The organism is Kitasatospora sp. NPDC059577 (assembly GCF_042735475.1).
Lineage (GTDB): Bacteria > Actinomycetota > Actinomycetes > Streptomycetales > Streptomycetaceae > Kitasatospora.
Map to the genome: position 1 here is coordinate 12,641 of NZ_JBHWBZ010000083.1, position 19,936 is coordinate 32,576.

Here is a 19,936-nt window from a genome sequence, read left to right on the forward strand (position 1 = left end):
CGCCCCCACCGGGGCTGGTGACCGGCGTCTCGCATATCAAGACTGGCGCGGACCAGGGCACGTCGTAGATCGTTGGGTGGTCAGGGCGCGCCCACACGGCGCCGAGCAGCGGACATGGGAGTCGACGGCGATGACCGAGACCGAGACCTACGAGACGATCCTGGTCGAGCGCAAGGGCCGGGTGGGGCTGATCACGCTCAACCGGCCCAAGGCGCTGAACGCGCTGAACACCCAGCTGATGAACGAGGTGGTCGCGGCCGCCACCGCCTTCGACCGGGACCCCGAGATCGGCTGTCTGGTGGTCACCGGTTCGGAGAAGGCCTTCGCGGCCGGCGCCGACATCAAGGAGATGCAGGGCAACCGCTTCCCGGACGTCTACCTGGACGACTGGCTGGGCCCGTGGGACCGCTTCGGCGCGCTGCGCAAGCCGGTCGTGGCGGCGGTGGCCGGCTTCGCACTGGGCGGCGGCTGCGAGCTGGCGATGATGTGCGACATCCTGCTGGCGGCGGACACCGCGAAGTTCGGGCAGCCGGAGATCAAGCTCGGCGTCATCCCCGGCATCGGCGGCTCGCAGCGGCTGACCCGGGCGGTCGGCAAGGCGAAGGCGATGGAGCTGTGCCTGACCGGCCGGATGATGGGCGCCGAGGAAGCCGAGCGGGCCGGACTGGTCTCCCGCATCGTCCCCGCCGACCAGCTGCTCGCCGAGGCCCTGGCCACCGCCGAGACCGTCGCCGCGATGTCCACCCCCACGGCGATCATGCTCAAGGAGAGCGTCAACCGCTCGTACGAGACCACCCTCGCCGAGGGCGTCCGCTTCGAACGGCGGCTGTTCCACGCGGCCTTCGCGACCGCGGACCAGAAGGAGGGCATGGCGGCCTTCGCCGAGAAGCGGCCGCCGTCCTTCACCAACAGCTGACGGCCCGCGGCTGACGGATGACGGGTGACCGTCGACGGATGACAGCTGACAGATTTCAGATGATGAAATCTGTCAGCTGACATCTGTCAGCTGTCGGCCGTCGCTCACCGGCTGTTCGCCGCGGTCATTCCTCCACCGCCGCCTCTACCGCCGCCTCCACCTCCACGGCGTGTTCCCCGACGACCTCCCCGGCCGCGCCCGTGACCGCAGCCGTGACCGCGGCCGCCTCCGCGTCCTCCTCCAGCGCCACCGTGTTCAGCCGGGCGAGCCCGCTGCGGGTCGCGGCGACCACGATCCGGTCGCCGGGCGCGAGCTGCCGGGTGCGGTCGGGCAGCCCCCACTGCAGCTGCGCGCCGCGGGCGAAGCGGACGGCGATCACCCGGACTCCGCCCGGGTCCTCCAGGTCGTGCCGGTTCAGGCCGATCAGCCCGCTGCCGTCCCCCGCCGTCAGCTCGGCGATCAGCAGCACGTGCCGGAACACCGACAGCGTCCCGCGTACCTCGCGCCCCATCAGCGCCGCCGCGAAGGCGGGTGCGGCCAGGTAGGACACCGACCGCGAGGCCGCGTTGTCCAGCGTCTTGTAGAAGTGCCCGGCGAAGTCGTCGTCGAACAGCCGCACCACCACCCGGACCTCGGGATTGCCGTGCCGCGCCTCCAGCGCCGCCTCCAGGTTGGTGGCGTCGTCGCCGCTGACGGCGACCAGCGCCCGGCTGTGCTTCAGCCGGGCCCGGCGCAGCTGCTCGTCGAACGGGCCCTCGCCCATCACGACCGGGATCCCGAGCGCCCGGACGGCGGCGACGCCGCGCGCCTGCGGGTCCCGCTCCATGCAGACCACGGGCACGCCCAGGTCGTGCAGTTGGGTCGCGACCCGGGTGCCGACGTTGCCGAGCCCGACGACGATCACGTGGTCCCGGGTGCCCGCTCCCGGGTTGCGCGGCTGGCCGCGCCGTCCGGACCCCAGCACCTCGACCGCGATGGCGGTGGCGACCGGCGCGAAGGTGATCCCGCAGATGGTGATCACCACCTGCGCGACCCGCTGCCAGATCCCGCCGGTGCCCGTCCCGGCGGCGATGTCCGCGAGCTGGTCGGGCTGGGCGGCGCCGGCCAGGTCGAGCAGCGAGATGTAGACGGTCCAGCCGAAGTTGCGGTTGAGGTACCAGAGCACGCCGAAGGCCATCAGGACAGCGGCGAGGGCGGTGAGCAGCACCAGCCGCATCCGGGCGCTGGTGAAGAAGCGCATGGTGTCGAGCAGTCGCCAGCGCAACCGCCGCCGCCAGTCGATCGGTTCCCGTGGCTCGATCCGCAGCACCTGCAGCGCGGCGGTGCCGCCCGGTTCCTCTTCCCCGGGGGCGGCTGCGGGTTCCGGTTCGCGCCGCACGCCTCCCGGGCGGACCGGCCCGTCGTCGCCGAACTCGCTGGCGAGCCGGACGAATTCGGCCGAACCGGCCTGCTGTTCGGGCAGCAGCCGGATCTTGCTGAGATCCTGCCGGTCGATCTGGTCGGCGACCACGCAGACCCGGTCGGAGGTGATGGCGTCATCGAAGGCGATGTGCAGGTACCGCCCGTCGATCTCCACCGAGTTGGGGCGTCCGAGGGCGGCGGCGGCGAACGCCGGGGCCGCCGTGGCCGATCCGGAGAGCGCGGCACCGTTCTTGAGCAGCCGTTCGATGTTCTCGCCGAGGCGCTGGTTGAACATCCGGAACACGATCCGGATGTCCGGGTTGTGGTTCTGGGCGCTGAGCGCGGCGTGGATGTTCTCCTGGTCGCTGCCCTCGACCAGGGCCAGGCCGCGGGCGGTGCCGATGGACACCGCGCGCAGGGCCTCGTCGGTGATGCTGGTGTACTCCACGACCGCGGCGACACCGTCGAGTTGCTCGATCCGCGGCGCGTGGTCGCGGGTCCGGTCGGCGACCAGGACGACGACCGGGACCTCGTAGTGTTCGACGAGTTCCAGGATCAGTCGGTGTGCCAGCGCGTTGCCCCCGCAGACGATGTAGTGCTGGCTGATCGGCTCGACCGGAGGGGTCCCCCACCCTTCAGAAGTCATACCGCCGGATGCTATCGACAGTGGGTGGCCGGAGGATGTCGTTCCGGCGACCGGGGCGGATCCCCCGAACGGCCGTATCCGACACGCGCCGCGGCGGCGGGACGGAGACGCTGGGGTTCGACTTCTGCCCCTGCCCGAGGAGTGACGCCACCGTGGTCTCACCGATCATCAACCCCGACGGTTCCCCGGTCCGGGGCCCGCTCGGCATGCTCGCCAAGGCCGCCTGGCAGGTCCTGCTGGTCGCCGGACTCGCCTCGCTCGCCCTCGGGATCGTGGTCTTCTCCTGGCCCAAGGAGACCCTGATGGTGGTGGGCGTGCTGTTCGGCCTCTACCTGCTGGTCATCGGCATCGTGCAACTGGTCGCCGCGTTCGGCACCCACGCCACCACCGCGCTACGGGTGCTGGCCTTCATCAGCGGCGCGATCTGCGTGCTGCTCGGGCTCCTGTGCTTCCGCAGCGCGGCGCAGTCGGTGCTGCTGCTCGCGATCTGGATCGGGATCGGCTGGCTCTTCCGCGGCATCACGCAACTCTTCGCCGCGATCTCCGACCCGCTGATGCCGGCCCGCGGCTGGCAGGCCTTCGCGGGCGTGGCCAACACGCTGGCCGGCGTCCTGCTGATGGTCTGGCCGGTCGGCTCGATCACCGCGTTGGCCGTGCTGGCCGGCTGCTGGCTGGTGATCCTGGGCCTGATCGAGATCGCGACGGCGATCCGGCTGCGCAGCCGCGCCAAGGAGATCCCGTCGGGGGTCTGAGCGGAGCACCGTCGAGCCCGTGCCGCTTCGAGCGCCGTGCCGGTTCGACCACCGCACCGTCGAGCACCGTGCCACTTCGAGCGCCGTGCCGGTTCGACCACCGCACCGTCGAGCACCGTGCCACTTCGAGCGTCGTGCCGGTTCGACCACCGCGCCGCGGAGGCCGCGCCTGCGGCCGGAGCCGCCCGCCGCCGTCACGGACGCGGGGCGTACCCGAGCCGGAAGGTGGCGGCCTCCAGTCGTTCCGCGTCCAGGCGGACCTCGGTCAGCCGCTCGGCCAGCGCGAACGCGGCCTCGGTGTGCAGCCCGTTCCGCTCCCCGGTGAGGTCGAAGCCGCAGGCCGTCAACAGCTCGGGAATGCCGGCGGCGTCGGCGTCCGAGCCGTGCCGCTGGTCGGCGAAGAGCGGCTCGAAGTGGAGCCGGCAGCTGCCGTGCTCCCACCAGTGGAAGCTGTCCTCGGCGTTGACGTTCCGGAAGTGCGAGACCAGCCGGGTGCCGTCGGTGAGCCGGGGGACGACCTCGTGGAGGCCGCCGAGGTAGCCGTACGGCTCGATCGCGAGCGCCCAGCCGTCCAGCTCGGTGACGGCCACGAGCAGCCGGTCGTCGTCCTCGCCGAGCAGGGCCTCGGCGTCCTCGTCCTCCCCGTCGTCGAAGACCTCCCAGGCGGTGACCACCGCGTCCAGCCCGGTGACCTCGCGGCCGGACAGGGCGTCGAAGCGGCGCAGCAGTTCGTCGGCGGAGATCCCCTGGACGTGGGTGAGGCAGTAGGCCTCGCCCAGCACGGGGTAGCGGTGCTCGAACCAGGCGTAGTCGGTGGCGTGTGCGGTGGTCATGCCCCGATGATGCCGGACCTCACCGACACCACCGGTACCGGGCCGCCGGGGCCCACCTCTCGGGACCGGCCCGCGTGCTCGGGACCGGCCCGGCGGGCGGCACCTCCCCCGGGCCGGTGTGGGTTCAGAGCCAGACCGGCGCGTCCGTCCCCCACCGCCCGGGCGGGCGGGCCCAGTCGACGGGCGCGCCCGCGTAGCCGATCGGCGGCAGGGCGTGCCGCAGCCGCCCGTACGCGGAGTCGGTCTCGACGAGCCACCTCGCCGGGTCGTAGGACTCCTGCGGATCGTTCGGCCCGTGCGGCTCCTGTAGCCCGTGCGGCTCGGCGGATTCCTGTCCCGGGGTCTCCCGGGGGATGCCGTGCAGCAGCCAGGAGGCCGTGCCGGCCAGGGAGAAGCGCAGGTGGCGGCCGCCGGGGCGGCGGGTGCGCTGGTCGGTGAGGGCGCGCAGGACGGCGGCGGCGATGAGGTAGCCGGTGCCGTGGTCGAGGGCCTGGGCGGGCAGCACCCCGGGGTGGCCGTCGGGTGCGGCCTCGTGGGCGGCGATGCCGACACCGGCCTGGACCAGGCTGTCGAAGCCCCGCCGTGCGGCCCACGGGCCGGTCCAGCCCCAGGCGCAGATCTGGACGACGACCAGGTCGGGCCGGCGGGCGAACAGTGCCTCGGGGGCGAGGCCGTGGGCGTCGAGGGCGCCGGGGCGGTAGCCGGTGACGACGACGTCGGCGGTGGCGAGCAGTTCGTCGAGGACGGCGCGGTCGGCGGGCTCGGCGAGGTCGAGGCGGGTGGAGCGCTTGCCGAAGCCGGTGTCGGTGTGGGCGTCCTCGGCCTCGGGCAGCCGGGGCGAGTCGACGCGCAGGACGTCGGCGCCGAGCAGGGCGAGGGTGCGGGTGGCGACCGGCCCGGCGATCACCCGGGTGAGGTCGAGTACCCGGACCCCGGCGGCGGGCCGGTCCACCGGCGCCGCGCCGAGCGGGCGGGCGCCGGCGCCGTCGGTGGCAGGGGCCGAGCCGACGGCACCGGTGGTGCCGACCTCCAGGTGCTCCACCAGGGGGTGCACGGCCCCGCTCACCGGCGCGACGGCCACCGCGAGCGCCCCGGCCGCGTACGCGCGCTCCTGGACCTGCTCGGCCGGCAGCGCGCCGAGGACCTCCGCGAGCTGCTCGGGCCCGGCGTCCGCGGCGAGGCCGAGGGCGGCCAGCAGCCGGGTGCGGTGGTGCGGATAGTTGGCGTGGGTCCGGACCCAGCCGTCGGCTGTGCGCCAGAAGCCGGAGTGAGGGGCGAAGCTGACGGGCGTACGGCCGTCGACCGTCAGGTGCCGCTCGCTGACGAAGGCGGTGGCGACCGCGCCCTGGTCCACCCGGACGTCGGGGACGGCACCGCCGCCACGGAGGGCGGCGAGCTCGGCGGCGGCGAGCGAGCAGACCGCCACGGTCGCCCGGGCGAGCCGCCGCACCGGGAGTCCGGAGGGAAGGACCTCGTCCGGGCCCTGGAAGCGCACCCGTTCCAGCAGGTCCACCGGCCCGCCGAGGGCCGCCCAGGCGTCGGCGGTGGGCCGGTCGGCGGCCTGGCCGGTGGTGTGGCCGGTGGTGTGGCCGGTGGGACCGTCGGCGGCGTGGCCGGAGGGACGGTCGGCGGCGTGGCCGGAGGGACGGTCGGCGGCTCCGCCCGTGGCATGCACGGAACGGGTGGGTTCTGCGGGCAGCGGACGATCAGTCATGTCCGGCATTGTGCTCCCCTTCCCGGCCGCCCGCCGTGACGCCCGCCACTGGCGTCGACGGTCCCGCCGGAGCCGCTGCCGGCAGTTCCGCCGGGACCGGTGCCGACAGGCCCGAGGCGGTCGCGGCCCCGAACTCGGGGACGCCACGCTGCCGAGGCCGTCCGGGGCGACCGACCGGGGGCCGCCGGCCGCCGGGTAGGGTGCCAACCGGGGGTCGGCGTGGCCGCCCGTGGGGCAGAGCGACGCGCAGCGACCAGGGGGACGACGTGCAGGTGATCCGCCGACTCGACCTGGGGTACTTCGTCCGGCCGGCCGCCGAGGTGGGCGGCCCGGAGCCGCGGGTGGAGCCGGTGCTCGCGTACCTGGTCCGACGCCCGGAGGGACTGCTGCTCTTCGACACCGGGATCGGCGGTGGCGAACCGGAGACCGAGGCACACTACCGCCCGGTCCGCCGCCCGTTGCCGGAGGCGCTCGCCACGGCCGGGGTCTCCCTCGCCGACATCGACCTGGTGGTCAACTGCCACCTCCACTTCGACCACTGCGGCGGGAACCCGCTGTTCGCCGGCACGGCCGTCCTGGTCCAGGCGGGCGAGCTGGCCGCCGCCCGGCGCGGCGGCCACACCATCGACGCGCTGGTGGACTTCCCCGGCGCCGACTACCGCGAACTCGACGGCGAGGCGGAGGTCTGGCCCGGCGTCCGGGTGCTGCCCACCCCCGGCCACACCGAGGGCCACCAGTCGTTGCTGGTCGACCGTCCGGGCGGCCCGGTCCTGCTCGCCGGCCAGGCGTACGACTTCGCGTCCGAGTACGGGCAGGCGCTGCTCGCCCGGCAGGCGGCGCGCGAGGGCGTGGCGGCGCCGCTGCCCGGCTACCGGGCCTGGCTCGACCGGGTGGCGGAGCAGGGACCGCGCCGGGTGCTCTTCGCGCACGACCACGCGGTGTGGGAGCCCGGCGAGTAGCCGCACCGGAGGCCCGGGACGGGTTCCGGGAGGCCCGGGACGGGTTCAGAAAGTGAAGCGCAGTGAGCGGACCCGGTGGTCGAAGCTGGACGGGACGAGCTCCGGCTCACCGACCGAACGGGCCTCGGGCAGCCGGCTGAACAGCTCACGGAACAGGGCCGTCATCTCCTGCCGGGCCAGGTGCGCACCGAGGCAGTAGTGCGGGCCCCCGCCGCCGTAGCCGAGGTGGGGGTTGGGCGTGCGGGTGATGTCGAAGGACTCCGGGTCGGGGAAGACCGCCTCGTCGCGGTTGGCGGAGCCGTAGAACAACGCGACCTTCTCGCCCGCACGCAACAACGGACCGCCGGGGCCGCCGAGTTCGTGGTCGACGGCGACGGTCCGGTGGAACTGGATGATCGGCGTGGCGTGACGGACCATCTCGTCCACCGCGCCACCGAGTCGCCCGTCCAGGTCGGCGAGGAGCAGGGCCCGCTGCTCGGGGTGCGCGGTCAGCAGGTGCAGGCCGTGCGCGAGCGCGTTGCGGGTGGTCTCGACCCCGGCGACCAGCAGCAGGGTGAAGAAGGCGCCGAGTTCGCGGCCGGTGAGCCGGCGGCCGTCCACGTCGGCGGTGACCAGCGCGGAGATCAGGTCCTCGGCCGGCCGGCGGCGGCGTTCCCGGCCGATCCCGGCCACGATGGCCTGCATCCGGGCGAGCGCCCGCAGTCCGCGCCCGGGCGACCGGAGCCGGTGGCGCAACGAGCGGGCCACCCCGATGTCCGCGGACGTGCGGTTCACCAGGTCGAGGATGGCGCGCCGCGGCCGCTCGGGGATGCCCATCATGGTGCAGATCACCTGGAACGGGAGTTCGGCGGCGACCGCGGTCACGAAGTCCTCCGGACGCTCCCGCTCGATCCGGTCGACCAGGGCGACGCTGATGCGGTGGACGTCCTCCTCGACCCGGCCGAGCAGCCGCGGGGTGAACGCCCGCGAGACGATCCGGCGCAGCTGGGCGTGACGGGGGTCGTCCAGGTTGACCATCGAGTCGCCGAACAGCAGCCGGACCCATCGGGCCGGGGCCGGGGTGGTGACGCCGGGTCCGCTGAGGAAGACGGCGGACGTGCGGCTGGCCTCGACCACGTCGGCGTGGCGGACCAGGGCGTGGAAGCCCTTGCCCGTGGCGCGGTCGCCGAAGAACACCGGGCCGGGCAGGCGGCGCAGTTCGGCGAACGCGGCGGCGCGCTCGGGGGCGGGCAGCCGCCAGAAGCGCGGGTCGGCGAGGTCGGGGATCCCGGTGGTCCCGGTGGTCCCGGTGGTCCGGGCTGACTCTGCGGGCCGGGTCGGGTCGGTGGCTGCGGCAGGAGTGCCCGGGTCGGACGGCTCGGACGGCTCGGGCGGCTCGGCAACGTCGGCGAAGGACTCCGTGACTTCCGTCGGGGTCTCCAAGGTCGGACCTCCCTGCTGCTGGACGACACCACTCCGATACGCACACAACGTATCCATTCGCGCACATCTAGTGAGCACGTGGTGAGTGCTTGTCAAACCGCACCGATGGTCGTACGAGCAACCGTTCGGATCGGCGTGCACCGGGATGCGAGGACAGCCGGGCCGGGCCGGACGAGCGGTCGGCCCGGCCGCCGGGTGAGCGGCCGGGCATGGTCTCACGGGGCGGAACCGGCCAATACCGGAGGGTGCGGCCCGGGCGGAGCGGGGCGGGTGCGACGATGAGTGCCATCGTGATGACCGACCGGATCCGCCTGTTGCGCGCCGTGGTCTTCGCCGCGCTGTGCGTGGCGATGGCTGCCACCGCGCACGTCGCCATGGCCGGATCCGGGGTCTCGCCGACAGTGCTGGCCGGCGCGTTCGGGGCGGTCCTGGGACTGACCTGGCTGCTCGCCGGTACGCGGCGCGGACTCGGCGTGATCAGCGTCTGGATGGTCGCCGCACAGACCGCACTGCACCAGCTGTTCGAACAGGCCGGGGCGTTCGGCCGGGGCGGCGGCGGTCTCGGCCGGCTCACCACCACCGACTGGACCTCCCTGCTGCTCTGCAACCCGGACCACGCACCCGGCGGACTCTCGCCGGTCGAGCTGGCACGGATGGCGGGCCTCGACCCGGCCACCCCGCCGGCCACCGGCGGCCTGCGCCCCATGGCGGGGATGCACCACGGGACCGCGGGGGCGGGCGCCTCCGCCGACGGGGCGGCCGTGGACACGGGCCTGTCGGGGATGGCGGGCATGCCCGGCATGTCCCACCCGATGCCCGACGGAACGACGGTCGGCACGGCGCACGACATGGCGGGCGGCGTGGCGGGCGACCTGTCCCACGGGATGTCCCACGGCATGGCGCCCGGAATGGCCGTCGCCCACGTGCTGGCCGCGCTGGCGTGCGCGCTGCTGCTGTGGCGCGGCGACGCGGCACTGGTCCGGCTCTTCGAACTGCTCTCCGCGCTCGGCACCGTCCTCGCCGGAGTGCTGCTGTTCCCGCTGCTGGCGCTGTTCGTGCGCCCCCTCGGCCACCGGGCCCCGACACCACCCCGGCCCGCCGACGACCGGGCCCGGCCACCCCGCTCGGTGCTGCTCACGCACGCCGTCGTCCGGCGTGGACCGCCGGCGTTCGACCTCGCCTGCTGACGCGCCCGCCGCTGCGCTCCCCCGGCCACTCCGGCCACCGGAACCCCCGCGACGGGCAGGTCGCCCTGCCGTACGGTCGTGCCCTCCGCCGCCGTACCGCCAGGGTGCGGGCCCGCGCCCGCCGCCGTGCCGCTCCCGTTCCCCGGGAGGTGCGGTGCGCCGCGCGGCTGCCCACGGACGCCGACGGTGCCGCCGTGAACGGTGCCGTCCCCAGCCCTCCCCTCGGGACCTTTCCATGCCTGACTACGACGGCGCACCGGCTGCGGCCGGCGCCACCGTCCTACCGCTCCACGCCCTGCGGGCCTCCTGGAGCGCGACCGCCGGCCTCGCTCTACGGCCCGATGCGTTCCTGCCCGGCGCCCTCCTGCCGGATGCCCTTCGGTCCGGCGTCCGCGCGCCCGACGGCCGGGAGCCCGGCCAGCAGGCGGGCCGACCACTCGGGCGACGGCCCGTCGGCGGCGACCGCCCGGACGTGGCCGCTCAGCCGCTCGGCTCGGTCCAGCCAGTCCCGGCAACCCGTGCAGCGCGCGACGTGCTTGTCCAGCCGGGCCTCCGGCAGCCCGCTCGGTTCGCCGTCGAGCCGGGCGGACAGAGCGGTACGGAACTGCGCGCATCTCATAGGTCCATCGTCCCGCACAGCCGCCTTGGCGGGACCGGCCGGGTCGGAGGCCGCCGTGGATGACGAGCAGCTCACCGCACTCGCGCTGACCGCCCGCGCCGGCCGGGCCGCGGACGTCGAGGCCTTCGTCCGCGCGACCCAGCGCGACGTCTGGCGCTTCGTCGCCCACCTGACCGACGTACAGTCCGCCGACGACCTCGCCCAGGAGACCTTCCTGCGCGCACTGCGCAGCCTGCCGGCGTTCGCGGGGCGCTCCTCGGCCCGCACCTGGCTGCTGTCGATCGCCCGGCGCACGGTGATCGACCGGTACCGGATGGCCGCCGCCCGGCCTCGCTGCGCGGCGCTGCCGGACTGGCAGGAGGCGGCGGAACGGCAGTGCGGTGCGCCGGAGGCCGGGTTCGAGGACGGCATCGCGCTCGACGACCTGCTCGACCGGGTGCCCGCCCAGCGACGGGAGGCCTTCGTGCTGACCCAGGTGGTCGGGCTGAGCTACGCCGAGGCGGCCGAGGTCGCCGGATGCCCCGTCGGCACCGTCCGCTCCCGGGTCGCCCGGGCACGGGAGGAGCTGGTGGCGCGCCTGCGGGCGGCGGAGGCCGGGGAACTCGCCACCGCCTGCTGAGCGGTGACGCGGAGGCCGACCTACAGGCGCCGGGTCGGCGGTCGGCGGCGGGCGGTGGGCCGGTAACGACTGACAGACGACAGATGACAGCTGACAGATTTCGAAATCTGTCAGCTGCCATCTGTTCGCCCGCCCACCGGCGTCCGCCGCTGCCCACCACCGGGCGTCGTGTCCGAAAAATTCCCCCATGTGTTCGGAACCGGAGCCGTCGCGCCCCCGACTGCTGTACCGGACCCCGCCGCCGAGGCGGTGTCCGCTACCGCAGAACGGGAACGGAGGGACCCCATGGCAGCGCGACAGCCCACGGCTTCCGCATCACTGACGCCCCATCAGGCAGAGCCCGTCGACCGCTGGAGCCTGGTCGTGACCGCGGGCCTGCTGTCGTTCGTCGCGATGCTCGACATGAACGTGGTCAACCTCGCGCTCACCGACATCGCGACCGGCCTGAAGGTGTCCCCCGGGGTCGCGCAGTGGGCTGTCCTCGGCTACCAACTCCCCCTCGTCGCACTCCTCCTGCCCGCCGGCCGCTGGCTGGACCAGGTCGGCACCCGGTCCGCGCTGCTGCTCGCGGTCGGGTGCTTCGCCGGCTGCAGCGTGCTGGCGGCCGGCGCCCCGTGGGCGGGCTGGCTGATCGCCGCCAGGCTGCTCCAGGGTGCCTTCGGGGCCGTGCTGTTCGTCCTGATGCCGGTGCTCGCCGCGACGTCCGTGCGGCCCGAACTGCGCGGGCGGGCGATGAGCGTGCCAGCCACCCTCGGCCCGCTCGGCGCCGTGACCGGCCCGGTCATCGGCGGCCTGCTGCTGGACCACCTCGGCTGGCGAGCGATCTTCCTGGTCAAGCTGCCGGTCTGCCTGGCCGCCGTCCTGATCGTGCGCCGGCACGCCCCGCGGCGCGGCGGGCTGCGTCCGCCGGACCGGGGTTCGCTCGGCGACGCCGCCCTGATCGGCGGCGCGGTGGCCGCCGTCCTGCTGGGGCTGACCCTGGCGCCGACGGCGCCGCTCTGGCTGCTGCTGGCGCTGCCCGCCGTGCCACTCGTCCTGCTGTGGCTGCGCCGCCCCGGCGGCCGGCCGGTGGCCGGGGTGCTGCGGGCCGCCGGCACCGCCGGGGTCAACGCCTCGGTGCTGGCACTCGCCGCCGGATTCGCAGCCTGCCACTACCTGCTGGCCCAGTACCTGCGCGGCCCCCGGGGCGAGAGCGCCACGGCCACCGCGCTGACCATGCTGGCGTTCCCGCTCGGCATGGTGCTGGCCGGGCGGCTCGGCGGCCGGCTGGCCGACCGCTGGGGTGCCCGTCCGACCGCGCTCACCGGTGCCGCCGTCACCACCCTCGGCCTGGCCCTGCTCGTCCCGCTGGACACCGGCTGGTCCGCCGTCGACATCGCCGCCCGGCTCGCCCTGGCCGGCGCCGGGATGGGCCTCAACGGCGGCCCCACCCAGGCCCTGGTGATGACCGCCTCCCCGCCCGGGCAGCTCGCCACCGCCGGTTCCGCCGTCCAGCTCGCCCGCAGCCTCGGCTTCGCCCTCGGACCGGCCCTCGCCACCGCGGCCGCGCTCGCCGGCGACCGCGCCGTCACCGGGACCCGCGCCGGGATCGTCCTGGCCGTCCTGGTCGCGGCGACCGCCGTCCTGCTGCTCGCCCTGCACCGCCGACCCCAGACCTGACAGTCCCCGCGCCGCACCGAAGGACCTTCCCGGATGACCGACCCGACCCCTGCCACTGCCCCGGCCCTTGACCCGGCCTCCGCCCTGACCCCGGCCCCGGTCCCTGCTCCCGTCCGGGTCGATGCCCCCGGCCCGGCGGCGACCGACGACGCCCCGCGCTGCCCGTACGGGTACGACCGGCTTCCCTCCCCCGTCCCGCTGTACGGTCCGGCGTACAAGAGCGACCCGTACCCGCTGTACCGGCGGATGCGCGAGGCCGGGCCGGTGCACCGGGTGGAGTTCCCGAGCGGCATCCACGCCTGGCTGGTCACCGGCTACCGGGCCGCCCACGCGGCCCTGAACGACCCGCGCCTCGGCAAGAACCACGCGCTGGGCAACGAGAACTGGCGCAGACTCGCGTCGATCATGCCCGAGCCGCAGCACTCCCGCCTCCAGGTCCACCTGCTCCACCAGGACCCGCCCAAGCACACCTCGATGCGCCGGCTGGTCCTGGACGCGTTCGCCCCGCGCCGGGTGGAGGCCCTGCGCCCCCGGCTGCGGGAACTGGCCGACGCGCTCGTGGACGAACTGCCCGAGACCGGCGGCGCCGACCTGGTGACCGGCTTCGCGGCCCACTACCCCTTCCGGGTGCTCGCCGAAGTCATAGGCCTCCCCAGCGAGTTGGCGGACCGCTTCGACCGCGACTGGGGAAAGGTGGTCCAGCCCGTCGGCCCGCAGGACCCGGGCCGTCCCGCCTACGAGGCGCGGCTGCGCGGCCTGCAGACCTACATCGCCGACGTCGTCACCCGCAAGCGCGCCGACTGCCGGGAGCCCGGCTGGACGGAGTCCGAGGACCTGCTCGGCCGGCTCGTCGCCGCCCACGACGCGGGCGAGTTGAGCCGCGCAGAACTGGACTCCATGGTGTTCCAGCTGCTCGTCGCCGGTCAGGAGCCGGTCACCAACCAGATCACCACCATGCTGATCACCCTGCTGCGCCACCCCGAACAGCTCGACCGGCTGCGCGCCGGACTCGACGAGCCCGGACTGCTCGCCCGCGCGGTGGAGGAACTGCTGCGCCACGACGCCGCGTTCGAGCTCACCACCTGGCGATTCTTCGCCCGGGACAGCGACCTGTTCGGCACGACCGTCCCGGCCGGCGACTCGGTGATCGTCTCGCTCTGCGCCGCCAACCGCGACGACTCGCAGTTCCCCGGGGCCGACCTCCTCGACCTCGACCGCTCCCCCAACGCCCACCTCGCCTTCGGCCACGGCATCCACTACTGCCCCGGCGCCGCCCTGGCCCGGGCCGAACTCCAGGTCGCCATCGGCACCCTGCTCACCCGCCTGCCCGGGCTGCGCCCGGCCGAGGCCCCGGGGGACGGCCTGGCGGACCTCACCTGGATCCCCGCCGTGCTGGCACGCGGAGTCAACCGCCTGCCCGTCGCCTACGACCGGCGCCACTGACCCGGACGCCCCGGCCCCGCCCGAACCGGCTCACCCACCGGGACGGGCTCGCTCCACCGGGACCGGCTCACCCCGCCCGAACCGGCCCGCCACGCCCGTACCACCTCGGCGTGCCCGGCAACACCGGCTCCGCCTGCCCGTAGCCCGCACCACACCACCATCCGTGGAGGACCCACCATGCCGCCCGTCGGCACCGCGACCGCTCCGACCGCTGCCACCACCTCCGGTACAGCCACCGCTGCCACCACCACCGACCCCGGCACCGCACCCGACCCCGCACCCGACCCCGGTACCGCACCCGGTCCCTCGGCCGATCCCGGGCGCCTCGCCGCCCGCGTCCTGGGCCTCCTGCTACCGCACCGCCGCGCCGCCGACCCGGAGTTCGACGCCCGGCCCGAGCACTTCCCGCTCCAGCTCGCACAGTTGGCGGAGTTCATAGCCGCCGGTGAGCCGATCGTCTTCACCCTGCCCGGCTTCCCCTGCAAGTCGCCGAACCCGGCGAAGGTCCTCGGCCACCTGCCCGACGAGGGCGAACGGCTGTCGCTGACCTTCCTCGACCGGCTCTGCGCCGAGATCGGCCGCCTCCACCCGCCCGGCGCCCGGATCCTGATCTGCTCCGACGGGCACGTCTTCGGTGACCTGATCGACGTCCCGGACGACCACATCGACGCCTACTCCGACGAGTTGGCCGCGATGATCGACCGCGAGGGGCTCGGCCACCTCGCCACGTTCGACCTGCGGACCGTCCTCGGCGACCTCCCGTACGACGAGAAGCGCGCCCGGGTGCACGCGCGCTACGCCCCCACCGTCGAGGAGTTGCGCGAGCAGGTGCTGACCGAGGAGGAGACCCTGCGGCTCTACCGCGGCATCACCCGTTTCCTCACCGAGGACGCCGTCGGCTTCGCCGGCACCCGCTCGGCCCTGCAGCGGGAGTGCCGCCGCCGCGCCTACGGGGTGATCCAGCGCAGCCGCGCGTGGGGCGAGTTGATCGCCGAGCACCACCCGCGGGCCGTCCGGCTCTCCATCCACCCGCAGCCCGCAGGGGTGGCGAAGTTCGGCATCCGGCTGCTGGCGGCCGCCGACGCATGGACCACGCCCTGGCACTCCTCGGTGCTCCACCGGGAGGACGGCGCCTGGGAGTTGCTGCGCAGCGAGGAGGCCGCGCGGCTCGGCCGGCTCGTGCTGCGGGACGGCCGACCGAGCCACTACGAGGGCCGCTGAGACGCGCGGTCGCGAGGACCAGCGGAAGGACCGGCGGAAGGACCGGCGCGAGGACCGGCCGGACGAGCGGGCGGACGAGCGGCGCGGGGCCCGCCGGTGGCCTCCGCGGAGCGGACTACGCCCCCACCGCGGAGGCCTCCGCGCCGGCCGGGGTGCGGTGGTCGAAGGCGATCAACGGGTCGCCGGTGAGCGGGTGTTCGACGACCGCCGCCCGCACCCCGAAGACCTCCGCCAGCAGCCCGGGGGTCAGCACCTCACGCGGCGCCCCGGAGGCCACCAGGGCGCCGCGGTACAGCACGTGCAGCCGGTCGCAGACCGAGGCCGCGGCGTTGAGGTCGTGCAGGGCGACCAGCGTCGTGCGGCGCTGTTCCCGCAGCAGGGCGAGGAGTTCGACCTGGTGCCGGACGTCCAGGTGGTTGGTCGGCTCGTCCAGCACCAGGACGTCGGGCTGCTGGGCGAGCGCCCGGGCCAGCAGCACCCGTTGCCGCTCCCCGCCGGACAGCTGGGCGAAGCGGCGGTCGACGGCATCCGCCATGCCGACCCGCACCAGCGCCTCGGCGGTGATCCGGTGGTCCTCGGCGTCGTCGGCAGCGAAGGCCCGCTTGTACGGGGTGCGGCCCATCGCGACCACCTCGCGGACGCTCAACTCGAAGTCCCCGCCGCGTTCCTGGGGCAGCGCGCCGATGTGCCGGGCGGACTGCGCGGGCCGCAGCTCCGCCAGGTCCCGGCCGGCCAGCAGGACCCGGCCGGCGCTCGGCCGCAGGTGCCGGTAGACGGTGCGCAACAGGCTGGACTTGCCGCTCCCGTTGGGCCCGACCAGTCCGGCGATCTCGCCCTCCTCGGCGACCAGGTGGACCCCGGCCAGCACCGTCCGCCCGGCCATGGCGACGCTCAGGTCCTCGACGGCGATCCTCACGTGCGCTCCAGTCGTCGGTCCAGCAGGTAGAGCAGGGTGGGTGCGCCGAGGACGGCGGTGACCACGCCGATCGGCAGTTCCTGTCCGTCCAGGGCGGTGCGGGCCACGGTGTCGACGACGACCAGCAGCAGGGCCCCGGTGAGGGCGGAGAGCGGCAGCAGGCGCCGGTGGTCGCCGCCGAGGAGCAGGCGGCAGACGTGCGGCACCATCAGGCCGACGAAGCCGATCGCGCCGGAGACGGCCACCAGGACGCCGGTGAGCACGCTGGTGACGACGAAGACCTCGCGGCGCAGCCGGCCGACGTCCACGCCGAGCCCGGCGGCCGTCTCGTCGCCCATCAGCATCGCGTTGAGCCCCCGGGATCGGGCCTGCAGCAGGGCCAGGCCCAGCGCCACGGCCACTGCGGGCACGACGAGTTGGGCCCAGACGGCACCGCCGAGGCTGCCCATGAGCCAGAACAGCACGCCCCGGGTCTGCTGCTCGTCGCGGGTCTGCAGGACGAGGTAGCTGGTGACGCCGCCGAGGAACTGGGCGATGCCGATGCCCGCGAGGACCAGGCGCAGCGGGGAGAAGCCGCCGCCGCGCCGGGCCATCAGCCAGACCAGTGAGAACGCGGCGAGCGCACCGGCGAAGGCCGCCAGGGAGACGGTGAGGCCGAGCGCGCTGCCGAAGGACAGCTGGAGCCCGAACGTGGTGCCGAGGACGATGGCGGCGACCGCCCCGAGCGAGGCGCCGGAGGAGATGCCGAGCAGGTACGGATCGGCGAGCGGGTTGCGGACCAGGGCCTGGACGGCGGTGCCGACCAGACCGAGCCCGGCACCCACCACTGCGGCCAACAGGGCGCGCGGGACCCGCAGTTGCCAGACGATGAGGTCACGGGTGCCCGGTTCGACGGCCCGGCCGGTGAGGCGGCGGGCGACCACCGACCAGACCTCGCCGGGCGGGATGTCCACCGAACCGAAGGACACGGCCGCGGTCAGCGCGAGCACCAGGGCGACGGTGAGGGCGGCGGGTGTCGACGCCCTCGGCGGGCGCGACCGACGTCACGGCCTACTGTCCGTTCTTGACGAGGTCGGGGTGGACGGTCGCGGCGATCTGCCGGACGGCCTCGGCGTTGCGCACGCCCGCGATGGTGGTCACCTCGGAGCCGAGCCGGACGAAGTGGCCCTCCTGGACGGCCTTCAGCCCCTGGGTCGCCGGGAAACCCTTCAGGAACGCCTCCGCGTCGTCGAAGGCCTTGCGGGTCGCCTCCGCACTGCCCCGGTTGCGGACCGCGAGCTGGATCCAGTCCGGGTTCTTGGCGACGACGTCCTCCCAGGAGCCGGGCTTGAAGTCGGCGTCGCAGTCGGCGAACACGTTGCGCGCCCCGGCCTGGGTGATCACGGCGTTGGCGATCTGCCGGCCGCAGACCGCCACCGGCTGCTTGGTGCCGGCGTCGAAGTCGAAGACGAAGTAGCTCGGCCGCCGGTCCTCCGGGACGGCGGCGACCGCGTCGCGCACCTCGCCGATCTGCTTCTCCATCCCGGCCACCAGCTCCTCCGCGCGGGCGGCGGTGCCGGTGACGGCGCCGAGGCGGCGGATGTCGTCCTCGATCCCCGCGAGGTCGGTGCGCGGCGCCTTGGCGGCCTTCGGGGTCCCGGCGCAGGCGGTGGAGAGCAGGAAGACGTGCTGGATGCCGGCCGCCGCGTACTCCTCCTCACTCGGCCCGGTGGCGCCGCCGCCCATCATCGGCATCGCACTGAAGGTGTCGACGTAGAGGTCGGCGCCGGAGCCGAGCAGCTTCTCCTTGGGAATGACCTTCTCCCCCAACACCGGTATCCGGTCGCCCTGTTCGGCGATGTCCGCAGGCAGGGTGCCCTTGCCGGGCGGGAAGCCGGTGCCGATCACGCGGTCGCCGGCACCGAGTCGCAGCAACATCTCCAGGCTGGACGCGTTGCTGGTGACGATCTTCGTCGGCGTCCTGGCGATGACGGTCTCCTTGCCCGCGCAGTCGGCGACCGTGACGGGGTGGGCGCCGGCGCCACCGGCCTGGGCGGCGGCGGTGACGGATCCGCCCTGCCCACCCCCGCCCCCGCTTCCGCAGGCCGTGGCGAACAGGGCGACGGCGGCCGCGATTCCGCAGACAACGCGAGGGCGCATGACAACTCTCCTGGTCGGTGATCCGTGCAAGGGCCCGTGCTGCGGACCCGGACCAGGTAGTCGGACGGCCGGGGCGGCGGGTTCCCGGAGATTCACGGACCGCTTCCGCCGGCGCACCGTCCTGACCGGCCCGCCGGATCCGGGACGTAGGCTGGCCGGATGGCCGACCCCACCCGTCCGCGCGACGACCTCGACCTCCCCGTCCGGCTCGGGCCGCACCCGCCCCGCCGGGTGGTCTCGCTGGTGCCCTCGCTGACCGAGGCGGTCGCCGCCACCGCAGCCGGACTGCTGGTCGGCGCCACCGACTGGTGCACCCACCCCGCGGACCTGGCCGTCACCCGGATCGGCGGCACCAAGAACCCGGACGTCCCGGGCATCATCGCGCTCGGACCGGACCTCGTGATCGCCAACGACGAGGAGAACCGGCGCCCCGACCTGGACGCACTGCGCGCGGCCGGCATCCCCGTCTGGGTCACCGACATCCGCACCCTGGACGACGCCTTCCGCTCGCTCGACCGGCTGCTGACCACCGCCTGCCGACTGCCGCGCCCCGCCTGGCTGGACGAGGCGGAAGCGGCCTGGGCGCCGGTCGGCGCGGACCGGACAGGCCGGGCGGACGGGGTGGACGGGACGGACGGGGCTGCCAGGGCGGACGGGACGGACCCGGAGCCCGGAGGCCCGACAGTGATCGTGCCGATCTGGCGCCGCCCGTGGATGGTCCTCGGCCGCGACACCTTCGCCGGAGACCTGCTGCGCCGCCTCGGCCTCCGACTCGTCCACGCCGACCACCCCGAGCGCTACCCCGCCGTCCCCCTACCCGAACTGCTCGCAGAGCAGCCCGAGTTGGTGGTTCTACCGGACGAGCCGTACCGCTTCACCGCCGACGACGGCCCCGAGGCGTTCCCGGGCACACCGGTCGCCCTGGTCAGCGGACGACACCTGACCTGGTACGGGCCGTCCCTCGTCACGGCACCGGCCGTCCTGCGACAGGCGATCGACCGCCCGTTCACCCGAGAGCGGACCGGCAGCTCGTAGGGTGCCCGCCACTCGCCGGGGACCTCCTCTCCGACGCGGACGGCGCGGACGGTGCCGGACCCGACTCGGCGAGGTCTGCCGACATCGGCGGCGGCGTACGACCGGTGCGGCGGAAGGGCGAGGTGGAAGGACGGGCGGGGTGGAAGGACAGGCTGAAAGGGCTACCCGGTCGCGCGTCCAGGACCCTGCCGTCGACCGCGCCCACGAACAGGCGGCCGGGCTCGGTAGCAGTGAGCGCCAGCGGGATGACGGGCACACCACCCAAGGTCTGCCGGTGGCGCCGGCGAAGGGTGCCGCCGTGGAGGTCACCGAGGACGTGAAGGACGCGCCGCGGGGAGGTCCTGCCGAAGATCCTCCCGGCAGCCGACATCGGGCCCTCGCCCGGGCCCTCGCCGGGGGGGGGGCCCCGCGGCCGTACAGACCGCACGCCCCCCCGCCCCGCCGGCGCTTTCCGG

The 19,936-nt window shown here is 74.7% G+C and carries 17 protein-coding genes; 9 read left to right on the forward strand and 8 right to left on the reverse strand.

Annotated elements, in window-relative coordinates; genetic code table 11:
- Positions 1-130 precede the first annotated feature (130 nt).
- Complete coding sequence (locus ACFV0O_RS38095; RefSeq protein ID WP_380348881.1) at positions 131-916, forward strand: enoyl-CoA hydratase; 786 nt, start codon at positions 131-133, stop codon at positions 914-916.
- Between the two features lie 124 nt (positions 917-1,040).
- Here ACFV0O_RS38095 and ACFV0O_RS38100 read toward each other — a convergent pair whose 3' ends face one another.
- Positions 1,041-2,963, reverse strand: coding sequence for an NAD-binding protein (locus ACFV0O_RS38100; RefSeq protein WP_380348883.1), 1,923 nt, complete (start codon positions 2,961-2,963; stop codon positions 1,041-1,043).
- A 152-nt stretch (positions 2,964-3,115) separates the two neighbouring features.
- Here ACFV0O_RS38100 and ACFV0O_RS38105 point away from each other — a divergent pair, with 152 nt between their 5' ends.
- Complete coding sequence (locus ACFV0O_RS38105) at positions 3,116-3,715, forward strand: HdeD family acid-resistance protein (RefSeq protein ID WP_380348885.1); 600 nt, start codon at positions 3,116-3,118, stop codon at positions 3,713-3,715.
- Between the two features lie 194 nt (positions 3,716-3,909).
- Here ACFV0O_RS38105 and ACFV0O_RS38110 read toward each other — a convergent pair whose 3' ends face one another.
- A complete protein-coding gene (locus ACFV0O_RS38110; RefSeq protein ID WP_380348887.1) occupies positions 3,910-4,548 on the reverse strand; it encodes a DUF6461 domain-containing protein in 639 nt (212 codons plus the stop codon).
- Between the two features lie 124 nt (positions 4,549-4,672).
- A complete protein-coding gene (locus tag ACFV0O_RS38115; protein ID WP_380348889.1) occupies positions 4,673-6,262 on the reverse strand; it encodes a CoA transferase in 1,590 nt (529 codons plus the stop codon).
- A gap of 266 nt (positions 6,263-6,528) precedes the next feature.
- Between ACFV0O_RS38115 and ACFV0O_RS38120 the strand changes: the two genes are divergently transcribed.
- Positions 6,529-7,221, forward strand: a complete 693-nt coding sequence (locus ACFV0O_RS38120) for an N-acyl homoserine lactonase family protein (protein WP_380348891.1) — start codon at positions 6,529-6,531, stop codon at positions 7,219-7,221.
- A gap of 45 nt (positions 7,222-7,266) precedes the next feature.
- Here the strand turns inward: ACFV0O_RS38120 and ACFV0O_RS38125 are convergent, their stop codons facing one another.
- The gene (locus ACFV0O_RS38125; protein WP_380348911.1) at positions 7,267-8,487 is read right to left on the reverse strand and encodes a cytochrome P450; all 1,221 of its coding nucleotides are present in this window, start codon (positions 8,485-8,487) and stop codon (positions 7,267-7,269) included.
- Between the two features lie 434 nt (positions 8,488-8,921).
- Between ACFV0O_RS38125 and ACFV0O_RS38130 the strand changes: the two genes are divergently transcribed.
- Complete coding sequence (locus ACFV0O_RS38130) at positions 8,922-9,830, forward strand: hypothetical protein (protein ID WP_380348893.1); 909 nt, start codon at positions 8,922-8,924, stop codon at positions 9,828-9,830.
- A gap of 331 nt (positions 9,831-10,161) precedes the next feature.
- On the opposite strand, the gene ACFV0O_RS38135 is transcribed toward ACFV0O_RS38130, so the two are convergent.
- Positions 10,162-10,449 carry a zf-HC2 domain-containing protein gene (locus ACFV0O_RS38135; RefSeq protein WP_380348895.1) on the reverse strand — a complete coding sequence of 96 codons (288 nt, stop codon included), beginning with the start codon at positions 10,447-10,449 and terminating at the stop codon, positions 10,162-10,164.
- A 55-nt stretch (positions 10,450-10,504) separates the two neighbouring features.
- On the opposite strand from ACFV0O_RS38135, the gene ACFV0O_RS38140 reads away from it, so the two are divergent.
- The 4 genes from ACFV0O_RS38140 to ACFV0O_RS38155 all read left to right on the forward strand — a co-directional run bounded on the left by ACFV0O_RS38140 (position 10,505) and on the right by ACFV0O_RS38155 (position 15,391).
- The gene (locus ACFV0O_RS38140) at positions 10,505-11,068 is read left to right on the forward strand and encodes a sigma-70 family RNA polymerase sigma factor (protein WP_380348897.1); all 564 of its coding nucleotides are present in this window, start codon (positions 10,505-10,507) and stop codon (positions 11,066-11,068) included.
- Between the two features lie 285 nt (positions 11,069-11,353).
- The gene (locus ACFV0O_RS38145) at positions 11,354-12,727 is read left to right on the forward strand and encodes an MFS transporter (RefSeq protein ID WP_380348899.1); all 1,374 of its coding nucleotides are present in this window, start codon (positions 11,354-11,356) and stop codon (positions 12,725-12,727) included.
- A 33-nt stretch (positions 12,728-12,760) separates the two neighbouring features.
- On the forward strand, positions 12,761-14,170 hold the full coding sequence (locus ACFV0O_RS38150; RefSeq protein WP_380348901.1) for a cytochrome P450: 1,410 nt from the start codon (positions 12,761-12,763) through the stop codon (positions 14,168-14,170).
- Positions 14,171-14,347: 177 nt separating this feature from the next.
- Positions 14,348-15,391, forward strand: coding sequence for an L-tyrosine/L-tryptophan isonitrile synthase family protein (locus ACFV0O_RS38155; RefSeq protein WP_380348903.1), 1,044 nt, complete (start codon positions 14,348-14,350; stop codon positions 15,389-15,391).
- A 115-nt stretch (positions 15,392-15,506) separates the two neighbouring features.
- Here the strand turns inward: ACFV0O_RS38155 and ACFV0O_RS38160 are convergent, their stop codons facing one another.
- From ACFV0O_RS38160 to ACFV0O_RS38170, 3 genes are read right to left on the reverse strand one after another with little or no spacing between them, the layout of a single operon-like run.
- Positions 15,507-16,307: an ABC transporter ATP-binding protein gene (locus ACFV0O_RS38160; protein WP_380348905.1), complete on the reverse strand. Its 801-nt coding sequence runs from the start codon at positions 16,305-16,307 to the stop codon at positions 15,507-15,509.
- A complete protein-coding gene (locus ACFV0O_RS38165) occupies positions 16,304-17,299 on the reverse strand; it encodes a FecCD family ABC transporter permease (protein ID WP_380348913.1) in 996 nt (331 codons plus the stop codon). Before ACFV0O_RS38165 ends, ACFV0O_RS38160 begins: the two co-directional genes overlap by 4 nt.
- 58 nt (positions 17,300-17,357) lie before the next feature.
- Positions 17,358-18,446 (reverse strand): ABC transporter substrate-binding protein, encoded by a 1,089-nt coding sequence (locus ACFV0O_RS38170; protein ID WP_380348907.1) that lies wholly within the window; start codon positions 18,444-18,446, stop codon positions 17,358-17,360.
- 159 nt (positions 18,447-18,605) lie between these two features.
- On the opposite strand from ACFV0O_RS38170, the gene ACFV0O_RS38175 reads away from it, so the two are divergent.
- On the forward strand, positions 18,606-19,481 hold the full coding sequence (locus ACFV0O_RS38175) for a helical backbone metal receptor (protein ID WP_380348909.1): 876 nt from the start codon (positions 18,606-18,608) through the stop codon (positions 19,479-19,481).
- The last annotated feature ends 455 nt before the right edge of the window (positions 19,482-19,936 follow it).